The organism is Clostridium caldaquaticum (assembly GCF_023806125.1).
Taxonomy (GTDB): Bacteria; Bacillota; Clostridia; order Clostridiales; family Clostridiaceae; genus Clostridium_AT; species Clostridium_AT caldaquaticum.
In genome coordinates this window covers 1-11,962 of record NZ_JAMSKT010000020.1, presented here as the reverse complement: position 1 = coordinate 11,962, position 11,962 = coordinate 1, and the positions used below count along the sequence as shown (strand labels likewise).

13 protein-coding genes and 2 tRNA genes are annotated in these 11,962 nt (G+C 32.4%); 14 read left to right on the top strand and 1 reads right to left on the bottom strand.

Annotation, left to right across the window (positions count from 1 at the left end; translation table 11 throughout):
- Positions 1 to 108: 108 nt before the first annotated feature.
- Positions 109 to 1,470 (top strand): DNA repair protein RadA, encoded by a 1,362-nt coding sequence (gene radA / locus M2651_RS12095; RefSeq protein ID WP_252132608.1) that lies wholly within the window; start codon positions 109 to 111, stop codon positions 1,468 to 1,470.
- Between the two features lie 12 nt (positions 1,471 to 1,482).
- Positions 1,483 to 2,547, top strand: coding sequence for a DNA integrity scanning diadenylate cyclase DisA (gene disA, locus M2651_RS12090; RefSeq protein WP_252132607.1), 1,065 nt, complete (start codon positions 1,483 to 1,485; stop codon positions 2,545 to 2,547).
- A gap of 38 nt (positions 2,548 to 2,585) precedes the next feature.
- Here the strand turns inward: disA and M2651_RS12085 are convergent, their stop codons facing one another.
- On the bottom strand, positions 2,586 to 2,990 hold the full coding sequence (locus M2651_RS12085) for a DUF1573 domain-containing protein (RefSeq protein WP_252132606.1): 405 nt from the start codon (positions 2,988 to 2,990) through the stop codon (positions 2,586 to 2,588).
- A gap of 151 nt (positions 2,991 to 3,141) precedes the next feature.
- On the opposite strand from M2651_RS12085, the gene M2651_RS12080 reads away from it, so the two are divergent.
- The 12 genes from M2651_RS12080 (at position 3,142) to tuf (ending at position 11,958) form a co-directional block, all read left to right on the top strand.
- Positions 3,142 to 3,621 carry a CarD family transcriptional regulator gene (locus tag M2651_RS12080; RefSeq protein ID WP_252132605.1) on the top strand — a complete coding sequence of 160 codons (480 nt, stop codon included), beginning with the start codon at positions 3,142 to 3,144 and terminating at the stop codon, positions 3,619 to 3,621.
- Between the two features lie 120 nt (positions 3,622 to 3,741).
- Positions 3,742 to 4,851, top strand: coding sequence for a PIN/TRAM domain-containing protein (locus tag M2651_RS12075; protein WP_252132604.1), 1,110 nt, complete (start codon positions 3,742 to 3,744; stop codon positions 4,849 to 4,851).
- Between the two features lie 17 nt (positions 4,852 to 4,868).
- On the top strand, positions 4,869 to 5,564 hold the full coding sequence (ispD, locus tag M2651_RS12070) for a 2-C-methyl-D-erythritol 4-phosphate cytidylyltransferase (RefSeq protein WP_252132603.1): 696 nt from the start codon (positions 4,869 to 4,871) through the stop codon (positions 5,562 to 5,564).
- 187 nt (positions 5,565 to 5,751) lie between these two features.
- Positions 5,752 to 7,149, top strand: coding sequence for a cysteine--tRNA ligase (gene cysS, locus M2651_RS12065; protein ID WP_252132602.1), 1,398 nt, complete (start codon positions 5,752 to 5,754; stop codon positions 7,147 to 7,149).
- A gap of 8 nt (positions 7,150 to 7,157) precedes the next feature.
- Positions 7,158 to 7,580 (top strand): Mini-ribonuclease 3, encoded by a 423-nt coding sequence (locus tag M2651_RS12060; RefSeq protein ID WP_252132649.1) that lies wholly within the window; start codon positions 7,158 to 7,160, stop codon positions 7,578 to 7,580.
- Between the two features lie 37 nt (positions 7,581 to 7,617).
- On the top strand, positions 7,618 to 8,364 hold the full coding sequence (gene thyX, locus M2651_RS12055; protein ID WP_252132601.1) for an FAD-dependent thymidylate synthase: 747 nt from the start codon (positions 7,618 to 7,620) through the stop codon (positions 8,362 to 8,364).
- Between the two features lie 28 nt (positions 8,365 to 8,392).
- Positions 8,393 to 9,235 carry a 23S rRNA (guanosine(2251)-2'-O)-methyltransferase RlmB gene (rlmB, locus tag M2651_RS12050; RefSeq protein WP_252132600.1) on the top strand — a complete coding sequence of 281 codons (843 nt, stop codon included), beginning with the start codon at positions 8,393 to 8,395 and terminating at the stop codon, positions 9,233 to 9,235.
- A 5-nt stretch (positions 9,236 to 9,240) separates the two neighbouring features.
- Complete coding sequence (locus M2651_RS12045; RefSeq protein WP_252132599.1) at positions 9,241 to 9,753, top strand: NYN domain-containing protein; 513 nt, start codon at positions 9,241 to 9,243, stop codon at positions 9,751 to 9,753.
- A gap of 37 nt (positions 9,754 to 9,790) precedes the next feature.
- Positions 9,791 to 10,465 carry an RNA polymerase sporulation sigma factor SigH gene (gene sigH / locus M2651_RS12040; RefSeq protein WP_434062151.1) on the top strand — a complete coding sequence of 225 codons (675 nt, stop codon included), beginning with the start codon at positions 9,791 to 9,793 and terminating at the stop codon, positions 10,463 to 10,465.
- A 74-nt stretch (positions 10,466 to 10,539) separates the two neighbouring features.
- Positions 10,540 to 10,613, top strand: a tRNA-Gly gene (locus tag M2651_RS12035).
- A 12-nt stretch (positions 10,614 to 10,625) separates the two neighbouring features.
- Positions 10,626 to 10,701, top strand: a tRNA-Thr gene (locus tag M2651_RS12030).
- Positions 10,702 to 10,764: 63 nt separating this feature from the next.
- On the top strand, positions 10,765 to 11,958 hold the full coding sequence (gene tuf / locus M2651_RS12025; RefSeq protein ID WP_252132597.1) for an elongation factor Tu: 1,194 nt from the start codon (positions 10,765 to 10,767) through the stop codon (positions 11,956 to 11,958).
- Positions 11,959 to 11,962: the final 4 nt, after the last annotated feature.

Sequence of the window (11,962 nt, the reverse complement as noted above, 5' to 3'; positions counted from 1 at the left end):
TTAATTAAGTTTAGTTAAAGAGAAAATTTAAATTTTATTTATCAATTGAAACTATAATTATTAACGGGTATAATAGTATAATCTTATAAAGCTAAAGGTGATATTTATATGGCAAAGGTTAAAAATATATTTGTATGCCAAAGCTGCGGCTATGAAAATCCAAAATGGCTTGGGAAATGCCCAGGCTGTGGATCTTGGAACAGTATGGTAGAAGAACAAAAAACTTCTAATGCGGACTTTACAAGAGCAGTTACTATAAGCAGTGGAAATAAACCTAAAAGTATAGTTAATATAAAGTCTGGTGAATATGAAAGATTTGATACTGGAATATCAGAGCTTAATAGAGTGTTAGGAGGCGGTTTAGTTAGAGGGTCTCTTACACTTATTTCTGGTGATCCAGGTATAGGAAAGTCAACTTTGCTTTTGCAAACTGCTGATAATATTGCTAAAAAGTATGGAAAAGTGTTGTATGTATCGGGGGAAGAGTCAGAAGAACAGATAAAAATGAGAGGAGACAGATTGGGAGTTACTTCTCCAGAGCTCTATATTTTATCTGAAACTAATATTGATGTTATAGAAGAACATATAGCTGAAATTCAGCCAATTTTTGTAATAGTTGATTCTATACAAACTTTGTTTAAAAACAGTTTAACCTCTGCACCTGGCAGTGTTTCACAGGTTAGAGAATGTTCCAGTGATTTAATGCGCATGGGCAAAACTAGAAATATACCTTTTTTTATAGTAGCTCATGTAACTAAGCAAGGGGAACTGGCTGGCCCAAGAGTCTTAGAACATATGGTGGATACTGTGCTTTCATTTGAAGGAGAGAGAACAGAAGATTTTAGGATATTGAGAACTGTGAAAAATCGTTTTGGAACAACAAGTGAAATTGGTGTGTTTGAAATGGCAAATGCAGGATTGAGAGAGATAACTGATCCTTCTAGAGTGTTTCTTGAGGATAGCAGTGCGACAAAAGAAGGAGCAGTTGTAATAGGAATTATGGAAGGTACAAGGCCTATTCTAGTTGAAATACAGGCTTTGGTAAGTGAAACAAAAGCTGTTATGCCAAGAAGAACAGCTGTAGGTATAGATAACTCTAGATTAAATTTAATTTTAGCGGTGCTTGAAAAAAAGCTTAGAATCCCCTTTTACAATTGCGACGTATATGTTAATGTAGTAGGTGGACTTAACATAGATGGTACTTATGGAGATTTAGGTCTTGCTTTAGCACTAATTTCTAGTATAAAAGGTAAAGAATTAAACTTAGAAAAGGCACTTATAATAGGTGAGGTAGGTCTTACAGCGGAAGTTAGGCCTGTTTCCTATTGTGATAGATTAGTTAATGAAGGACTTAAAATGGGATTTAAAAATGTAGTTATTCCATATAGAAATAGAGAGAAAATTAAAACTAAGGATGCTAAAGTTATACTAATTTCTTCTCTTAAAGAGGCTATAAATAAAGTTTTTTAAAGGGTGATTTTTGTGAGAATTGAAAAAGATAAAGAGCTAATGAATATACTTAAAATTATGGCTCCTGGTACACCTTTAAGAGAAGGACTGGAAAATGTATTAAGAGCCAAAACAGGTGGACTTATAGTTGTAGGGGATAATGAACAAGTATTAGATATAGTAGATGGAGGATTTTTTATAAATTCTGAGTATACACCTACCTATTTGTATGAGCTTGCTAAAATGGACGGGGCTATTGTAATCAGCAGTGATTTGAAAAAAATTTTATATGCTAATACTCAGCTTGTACCAGAGTCTAGTGTACCAACTTTCGAAACAGGGACTAGACACAGAACTGCTGATAGAGTAGCAAAAACTACTGGAGCAATAGTTATTGCTATATCACAAAGAAGAAATATTATTACAGTTTATAAGGGCAATGTTAAGTATATACTAAAAGACAGCAGTGTTATTCTTAGTAAAGCTAATCAGGCAATACAAACATTGGAAAAATACGTATCAGTTTTAGATAGAGTTATTAGCAATTTGAATCTTTTAGAGTTTCAGGATTTGGCAACTATGTTTGATGTTATAACTGTTATACAAAGAACCGAAATGGTTATGAGAATTGTTGGAGAAATAGAGAGATACATTTGTGAACTTGGCAATGAAGGAAGACTTATTTCTATGCAGCTAAACGAATTAGTAAAATTTGTAGAACAGGATGAAATATTTCTTATTAGAGATTATTGTCAAAGCAATTTAGATTATAATGAAATATATAAGCAGCTGCAAAATTTATCTTCCGAAGAGTTATTAGATTTAGATGCACTTGCTAAAATATTTGGATATGCTGGGGTACCTTTAGTAGATACACTTATTTCGCCAAGAGGTTTTAGAATGTTAAATAAAATTCCAAGAATACCTTCAGGAGTTATTGAAAATTTAATAAAGAAATTTAAAGAACTTAAAGGCGTAATGGAAGCTTCTTATGAACAGTTAGATAAGGTAGAGGGAATAGGGGAAGCAAGGGCTAAAGCTATTAAAAATGGATTGAGAAGACTTAGAGAACAGATAATGATTGATAAGCCAATTTAAATAACAAAAACAGCACCAAATAGTGGTGCTGTTTTTGTTTATCTTAAGGAAAACTTTCCTAAAGTATCAATTCTATCATACTCTTTTAAAAGTATATCATACATGTTTAAATCTAAAAGATTGCATAATGATGCCACATAGAATAGATGATTTCCAATTTCTCTTTCTAAAACATCTCTGCAATTATCACATGCCGAACCTTTTAAATGACTTTGAAAATGATTTTTTAAATCTGATATATCAATATCCTCTTTTGGATCAGGTATTTTTTGTTTATTTGCTTCTATATGTATGCAGCCACAATTTGTAACAGCTTTAGCAACTGCTCTGTTAATTCTAGCATCGGATTCTTGAAGTTTTGTCATTATATCTAAAATACTCCTATGTCTTAAGAGAGATTCACTGACAGAGTTTTGAAAATCGTCAAAGATAACATCTTTCATTTGGGTCTCAACTCCTTAAAAAAGTTTAAAAATTCTGTTTATAATGTAATTATAAATTTTTTCGGATAATTTTGTCAACAAACCATAGGACAAATTTTTATTTATATTTATATAATAAAGCAAGAACGTTTTTAAAGATAGGGGGAATAGTATGTTAACTGTTGGGAATAAAGTTTTTGTGCCAAATTATGGAGCGGGAATAATAAAAAATATAGAATTTAGAAAAGTTTATGATACAATATATAAGTTTGTTGATGTTATATTGATGATTGATAATATTTGTTTATCAATTCCGATTAACAGAATTGAAGCTTATAGAATACGAGAAATTATAACAAAGGATAAACTAGAAGAGTGTTTGAAAATTATTAATCAGCAACCTTATAATATAGAAAATAAATGGAATAAAAGGTATAGAGAAAATAATGAAAAAATATATACAGGTAAATTTGATATAGAGTGTGAAGTGCTCAGGGATTTATATTACTTAAAAAGAAAGGGAATAATGCCTTTAGGTGAGCAAAAAATATTAACTAAAGTTGAATCGTTAGTTTCTAGTGAAATTATGCTGGTTTTAGATATAAGTTTTAATGAAGCATTTAAAATTATTAGTGACTTAGGGAGAAAATAATTAAATAAATTATTAAATAAGGCTGTCAATTCTTGCAAAAAATATTTTATTAAGATATATTAAATATTAAAGGATTTAAATTTGTAAAATTTGTTAATAATTTAAAAGGAGGTGATTTTATTGCTGAAAAAGATTTTTAGGAGTCTTTTTACTGCAACAGGATTAGTACTTGGATTTTTAATTGGTAAAATACTATTAAATCCTGATTTTTTTCCAAGGCTAAATTATTTTAATAACAGCATTATTTTAAAGGTGTTATTTTTAGTATTTTGTACATTAATTTTTGGATTTATTTTATTTTTAGTATCTCCTTGGATTAATAAGCTTATTTTTACTGCTGTTGATTATGTTGAAAAAAGCGTTCAAAAAATACCTGCAAATGAAATTATTTTTGGTACTGTTGGTGCTATTGTAGGTCTTGTTATTGCATCTTTGCTAGGGGTACTTTTTGCACATGTATCATTTTTTTGGACTATTATAGCTGTTATCATAGCAATTATTATGGCACTTATTGGTGCTGATGTAGCTGTAAGGAAAAGAGAAGAGCTGACATCCTTCTTTTCAAATATTAAAAAAACAGGTGGATCGAAAGAGAAAAAGAGCAAGAATGCTTTAAAGGGAGATGCTAAGATTTTAGATACTTCTGTTATAATAGATGGAAGAATATTTGATATATGTCAGACAGGATTTTTGGAAGGTTCACTTATAATACCTAATTTTGTACTGGAGGAATTAAGGCATATAGCAGATTCTTCAGATAGTTTAAAAAGAAACAGAGGAAGAAGAGGATTGGATATTTTAAATAAAATCCAAAAGGAATTGAATATTGATGTGCAAATATATGAAAAAGATTTTCCGGATATTGTTGAAGTAGATAGTAAACTTTTAAAGCTAGCACAAGTTTTAAATGGTAAAGTTATAACTAATGATTATAATTTGAATAAGGTAGCAGAATTTCAGGGAGTGCCTGTGCTAAATATCAATGAATTAGCAAATGCAGTTAAGCCGGTAGTTTTACCTGGTGAAGAAATGAGAATTCAAATAATTAAAGATGGTAAAGAATCAGGACAAGGAATTGCTTATCTTGATGATGGTACAATGATAGTAGTTGAGGGTGGAAGAAAACATATTGGTGAGATTATTGATGTAATAGTTACTTCTGTGCTTCAAACAGCAGCTGGAAGAATGATTTTTGCAAGACAAAAAGAGGAATCAGAGGTTATAAACTAGAATTGAGGGACTAAAGTATGAATAAGATATGTGCCATTATAGTTGCAGCTGGAAAAGGTACAAGAATGGGAGCAAATATTAATAAACAATTCCTTCATATAAAAAATAAGCCAGTACTATACTATACTTTAAAAGCTTTTGAAAGTTGTGATTTAGTAGATGAAATAATAGTCGTTACAGCTAAAGATGAAATTGATTATTGTAGAAGTGAAATAATTGATAAATACTCTATAAAAAAAGTTTCAGCTGTAGTACAAGGTGGAGTTGAAAGACAATATTCTGTCTATAATGGGTTAAAAGCAGCTTCTTGTGATATTGTTTTAATTCATGACGGTGCTAGACCTTTTGTTGAAAGAAGAGTTATAGAAGATGGAATAAAATATGCAGAAAAATTTGGAGCTTGTACTTGTGGAGTTCAGCCTAAAGATACTATCAAAGTAATGGATAGGGAAAAATTTTCCGAAAGTACTCTGGATAGAAATAAACTTTTTTCTGTACAAACTCCACAGTGTTTTAAATACGATTTAATTCTTAGCTGTCATGAAGAAGTTTTAAGAAAAGATTTGAAAGTAACCGATGATACTAGCGTTGTTGAGCATTGCGGACATAAGGTTTATCTTTATGAAGGAAGCTACAAAAATATAAAATTAACAACACCAGAGGATTTGTTTATTGGCGAGAAAATTTTGGATTATTTAGATATTGTATGGTAGGAGTATTGTAACTCACCCTTTTAGGGTGGGTTTTTATTTTGTTTAATATACTATGGAAAATATGTATATTTTTTAGTATTATATTAAATATCGTGTAGAAAGTTATTGTGTGGTAGAATATTATATAATAATTAATAAACAAAAATTACACAATGTGTTTATTAGCTTTTACAAGGAGGATTATAGAATGAAAATATACAATACTCTTACAAGAAAAAAAGAAGAGTTTGTTCCTATAATACCAGGGGAAGTAAGGATGTATGTATGCGGTCCAACGGTATATAATTTATTTCATATAGGAAACGGAAGAACTTTTATAGTATTTGATGCTTTTAGAAGATATTTAGAGTACAGAGGTTATAAAGTAAAGTTTGTTCAGAATTTTACTGATATAGATGACAAAATGATAAAGAAGGCTAATGAAGAAAATACTACAGTTAAGGAGCTGGGAGACAGATATATAAATGAGTACTATAAAGATGCGGATGCTTTAAACATAGAAAGAGCTACTGTTAATCCAAGAGCTACTGAGTTTATTGGAGAAATTGTAGAGTTTGTTAAGGATTTAATAGATAAAGGCTATGCCTATGAAGTTGATGGAGACGTATATTTTAGTACTAAAAAGTTTTATGGATATGGTAAATTATCTGGACAGGATTTAGAAGAGCTTCAAGCGGGTGCAAGAATAAGTGTCGACGAAAGAAAAAATGATCCAATGGATTTTGCAGTTTGGAAAAACCAAAAACCAGGTGAACCTGCCTGGGAAAGTCCATGGGGTATGGGAAGACCTGGCTGGCATATTGAATGCTCCTGTATGGCTCATAAGCTTTTGGGGGAAACAATAGATATTCATGCTGGTGGAGAAGATTTAGCATTTCCACATCATGAAAATGAAATTGCTCAAAGTGAAGCTAGAACTGGTAAGCCTTTTGCAAACTATTGGATGCACTCTGCTTTTATAAATGTAAATAATCAAAAGATGTCTAAATCTCTAAATAACTTTTTCACAGCAAGAGAAGTTTTAGAAAAATACGATGCTGACGTTATAAGATTTTTTATGCTTTCAGGACATTATAGAACACAGCTTAATTTTAGTGTTGAACTTTTAGATTCAGCTAAAGCTGCTGTTGAAAGAATTTACAATGCTATTGGAAATCTTGAAAATCTTTTAGAAGAAGTAAAAACTGATAGCATGAGCGAGGAAGAAAAAGCTTATGCAGCTTCTTTAAGCAGCTATAGAGATAAATATATAGAAAAGATGGATGATGATTTCAATACTGCAGATGGTATTTCTGTAATATTCGACTTAGTGAGAGATATAAACACAAATATAACAGTAAATTCCTCTAAGGAATTGGTTAAACTTGCATTAGAGCTTATAAGAGAATTTGGAAAGCCTTTGGGAATACTTCAAAAATCAACTAAGGGAAACCTTGAAGAGGAGATTGAAGCTCTTATTGCACAAAGGCAGCAAGCCAGAAAGGATAAAAACTGGGCTCTTGCTGATAAGATAAGGGATGATTTAAAAAATAGAGGAATTATTTTAGAAGATACTCCACAGGGAGTAAGATGGAAGAAGGCTTAGAATATAATATGGAGTTTGACAGACTTAAAGGTAAGTTTACTATACAACAGGTAAAAATGCTTAATCCTCTAGTTTTAGCTTTTATAGGGGATGCTATATATGAAGTTTTTATAAGGACATACTTAGTGGATAAAAATAGAGAATTGTCTGTACACAAGCTTCATATAGAAGCTATATCCTTTGTAAAAGCTCATGCTCAAAGTGACTTTATGAAATTTTTAGAAGATAAATTGACAGAAGATGAACTTATTATATTTAAAAGAGGAAGGAATTCAAAATCTGGTACTGTACCTAAAAATGCAGATTTGCAGGAATATAGAATAGCAACAGGATTTGAAAGTCTATTAGGCTTTTTGTATTTAACTGAACAGATTGAAAGATTAAATTATTTCTTAAATATGATAGTATGTTTAAAAGAAAATAACAAATGATCGTACTAAGGAAGTGGAAAGTATAGGGGGAGATAAAATGGCGTTAAAAGTAAAACTGTTGGAACATACTCCTGATCCTGAAAAAATAATAGCTTCTGCAGCAAAACTCTGCTATAGTTCTGTAGGAGTAGAAGATATAATGGAAAATCTTACAGAGGAAAACACAGAGAAATTCTTAAATATGCTTATGTCTTATGGGCATGAATCACCTATAGAGCATGTTTCTTTTACTTTTGCAATAGAAGGTGTATCAAGAAGTTTAACACATCAATTAGTAAGGCATAGAATAGCTTCTTTTTCACAGCAGAGTCAAAGATATGTTAGATTAAATCAGTTTGAATATGTAATTCCGCCTGAAATTAAAAAAAATGACAGAGCAAAAGAAGTATTTATAGCCTCTATGGAGCAAAGCCAAAAAGCTTATGATGAGTTAGTAAATATTTTAAAAGACAGGTATATCAATGAAGGTATGAACGCATTAAATGCAGAAAAGAAAGCTATAGAAGATGCAAGATATGTTTTTCCAAATGCTTGCGAAACTAAAATAATAGTTACCATGAATGCAAGAAGCCTGATGAACTTTTTTAGACATAGGTGCTGTAATAGAGCACAGTGGGAAATAAGAGAACTTGCAGAGGAAATGCTTATGCAGGTTAAAAAGATTGCACCTACATTATTTAAATATAGTGGACCTGGATGTGTTAACGGGCCTTGTCCTGAAGGGAAAATGACTTGTGGTAAAATTGCAGAAGTTAGGGCAAAATATCAAACGGAGAATAAATAGATAAAACTTTATATAAGGAAGGGATAAAATGAAAAAAGAAACACAGAAAGGGAAAACAAAGAAGTTGGATAAAGGCAACAGACCATTTAGAAAAGAAGTTGTGCCTGTTAATGCTAAGGAAGAATTGCCGGTCAGAGAAGATATAATTGAGGGCAGAAATGCTGTTATTGAAGCGTTAAAATCAGATAGAACTATAGAGCAGCTTTTAGTGGCTAAAGGAGACTTAGAAGGTTCGATAAATGTGGCAATAGCTCTTGCTAAAGAAAAGGATATAGTAGTTAAGGAAGTTGACAGAAAAAAACTTGATCAAATGTCTGTATCTAGAGCTCACCAAGGAGTTATTGCTATTGTTACTCCTTATAAATATTTTGAAGTGGATGATATGTTAGAGTTTGCTGAAAAGAAGGGAGAAAAACCGTTTATCATTATCCTTGATGAAATTGAAGACCCGCATAATTTTGGAGCTATAATAAGAAGTGCAGAGGTTTGCGGAGCTCATGGAATTATAATACCTAAAAGAAGAAATGTTGGAATAACACCTGTTGTATATAAGTCCTCTGCTGGTGCAGTAGAACATATAAGAATTGCTAAAGTGACTAACATAAACATAGTAATAGATGACCTTAAGGAAAAAGGATTATGGATTTATGGAGCTGATATGGATGGCAAAAGCTATTGCTTTGAGGCAGATTTTACGGGGGCTATAGCACTCGTTATAGGCAGCGAAGGAAAAGGAATTTCAAAACTAACTAAAAATAAATGCGATGTACTTACTAAAATACCTATGGCAGGAAGAATAAATTCCTTAAATGCCTCTGTAGCCGGGGGAATAATGATGTATGAAGTCTTAAAACAAAGGCTTAAAAGGTAATAAAAGTGAGAAATATTTTTGTTGATGGATACAATGTTATAAATACTTGGCCTGAGCTTAGGGGTATGAAAGAGTATAGCCTTGAAGCAGCAAGAGGAAAACTTATAGATTATCTTCAAAATTATGCCACATATAAAGGGTATAGAGTTTTCATAGTTTTTGACGCACATATGGTAAGTGGAAGTCTTGAGAAAAAAGAAAAAATAAGTGATAGTATTACTGTTGTGTATACAAAAGAGGGAGAAACAGCGGATAGTTTTATTGAGAGAGCTGTAAATAATATTGGAAGGAGAGTTGAAGTCTCTGTTATAACTTCTGATTCATTAGAACAGCAGACAGCTTTTCAAAGGGGTGCAACAAGAATGTCCTCAATGGAGTTTTATTTTGAAGTGAAGGAAACAGAAGACAAAATTAGAGCTAGAGCAAATAAAAATTACTCAGAAAAGAGGAATCTGTTAGAAGATAGAATTCAAAAGGATGTTTTGGAAAAGCTTGATAAAATACGTAGAAGTAGATAAAATTTCTTGACGTAAATTTTAAGTGTAGGGTATAATCATGATAGGTGTGGGATGCTTTGGAGGGGATATCTTGGAAAAAACGGTGAATTACGTCAAAAAATTTTGTAAGTTTGAAGATAAATTAGATGAGGAAATTGTTATAGAAGCAAAAAAAGGCAACGTATACGCCCAAGAATATTTAATTAATAAATACCAAAATTTTGTAAAAGCAAAAGCTAAATCATACTTTCTGATAGGTGCTGATAAGGAAGATATTTATCAGGAAGGTATGATTGGTCTTTATAAGGCTATAAGAGATTTTAAGCCGGATAAGCTTTCTTCTTTTAAAGCTTTTGCGGAACTTTGCGTAACAAGGCAAATTATTACTGCTATCAAAACAGCAACCCGTCAAAAGCACATTCCTCTTAACACATATATATCTTTGAACAAACCTATATATGATGAAGAGTCGGATAGAACTTTACTTGACATATTATCAATGGCTAAGGTAACAGATCCTGAAGAGCTTATAATAAGTCAAGAACAGTTAAAGCATATAGAAGAGGAAATTGGAGAAATATTGTCAGATTTGGAGATGGAAGTATTGGCTTCTTATCTTGATGGCAAGTCGTATCAGGAGATTGCCTGTGACTTAAACAGGCATGCAAAATCTATAGATAATGCCTTGCAGAGAGTAAAAAGGAAGCTGGAAAAAAGTTTGTTTGGAAAGTAAAAAATTACATATTGACATATAAGAGTGTTTATATTAAAATTAATAACTGGTATGTGACATATAGTTGCATACAGGCGGGTGTAACTCAATGGTAGAGTGCTAGCTTCCCAAGCTAGTTACGAGGGTTCGATTCCCTTCACCCGCTCCAGAGCAGCAAATTGCCCATATAGCTCAGTCGGCAGAGCGTCACCTTGGTAAGGTGGAGGTCACCGGTTCAATCCCGGTTATGGGCTCCAAATAATATTATTACATAACAACACACCAGGGTGAGTGTATTATAAACAAGGGAGGAAACAAAAATGTCAAAGGCAAAATTTGAAAGAAATAAGCCACACGTAAACATTGGAACAATAGGACACGTAGACCATGGAAAGACAACATTAACAGCAGCAATAACAACAGTATTATCACAAAAGGGATATGCAGAAGCAACAAAGTATGACGAAATAGATAAGGCACCAGAAGAAAAAGAAAGAGGAATAACAATCAATACAGCACACGTAGAGTATCAAACAGACAATAGACACTATGCACACGTAGATTGTCCAGGACACGCTGACTATGTAAAGAACATGATAACAGGAGCAGCACAAATGGACGGAGCAATACTAGTAGTAAGTGCAGCAGACGGACCAATGCCACAAACAAGAGAGCATATATTACTAGCATCAAGAGTAGGAGTTGACTACATAGTAGTATTCCTAAATAAAGCAGATATGGTAGATGATCCAGAATTATTAGAACTAGTAGAGATGGAAGTAAGAGAATTATTAAATGAGTATAACTTCCCAGGAGATGATATTCCAATAATAACAGGATCAGCATTAAAAGCATTAGAAAACCCAACAGATCCAGAAGCATCAAAGTGCATACTTGACTTAATGGAAGCAGTAGACAGCTACATTCCAACACCAGAAAGAGCAACAGATAAGCCATTCTTAATGCCAGTAGAAGACGTATTTACAATTACAGGAAGAGGAACAGTAGCAACAGGAAGAGTAGAAAGAGGAATCCTAAAGGTAGGAGACGAAATAGAGATAGTAGGATTAAGCGAAGAGAGAAAGAAGACAGTATGTACAGGAGTAGAAATGTTCAGAAAGCTTCTTGATCAAGCAATGGCAGGAGATAATATAGGAGCACTATTAAGAGGAATACAGAGAACAGAAATTGAAAGAGGTCAAGTATTAGCAAAGCCAGGAAGCGTAAATCCACATAAGAAGTTCGTAGGCCAAGTATACGTACTAAAGAAAGAAGAAGGTGGAAGACATACACCATTCTTTGATGGATACAGACCACAATTCTACTTCAGAACAACAGACGTTACAGGAACAATCAAGTTACCAGAAGGAATGGAAATGGTAATGCCTGGAGACCACATAGACATGAATGTAGAACTTATAACACCAGTAGCAATGGATGAAGGATTAAGATTCGCTATAAGAGAAGGCGGAAGAACAGTTGGTTCAGGTGTTGTTACTAAAATAGTTGAGTAATTAA

Bases quoted from the DNA above. Each gene is read 5' to 3' on its own strand.
- ispD (WP_252132603.1), top strand. From the start codon at position 4,869: ATGAATAAGATATGTGCCATTATAGTTGCAGCTGGAAAAGGTACAAGA.
- M2651_RS12060 (WP_252132649.1), top strand. From the start codon at position 7,158: ATGGAGTTTGACAGACTTAAAGGTAAGTTTACTATACAACAGGTAAAA.
- sigH (WP_434062151.1), top strand. From the start codon at position 9,791: ATGATAGGTGTGGGATGCTTTGGAGGGGATATCTTGGAAAAAACGGTG.
- tuf (WP_252132597.1), top strand. From the start codon at position 10,765: ATGTCAAAGGCAAAATTTGAAAGAAATAAGCCACACGTAAACATTGGA.
- radA (WP_252132608.1), top strand. From the start codon at position 109: ATGGCAAAGGTTAAAAATATATTTGTATGCCAAAGCTGCGGCTATGAA.
- M2651_RS12080 (WP_252132605.1), top strand. From the start codon at position 3,142: ATGTTAACTGTTGGGAATAAAGTTTTTGTGCCAAATTATGGAGCGGGA.
- thyX (WP_252132601.1), top strand. From the start codon at position 7,618: ATGGCGTTAAAAGTAAAACTGTTGGAACATACTCCTGATCCTGAAAAA.
- M2651_RS12085 (WP_252132606.1), bottom strand. From the start codon at position 2,990: ATGAAAGATGTTATCTTTGACGATTTTCAAAACTCTGTCAGTGAATCT.
- rlmB (WP_252132600.1), top strand. From the start codon at position 8,393: ATGAAAAAAGAAACACAGAAAGGGAAAACAAAGAAGTTGGATAAAGGC.
- cysS (WP_252132602.1), top strand. From the start codon at position 5,752: ATGAAAATATACAATACTCTTACAAGAAAAAAAGAAGAGTTTGTTCCT.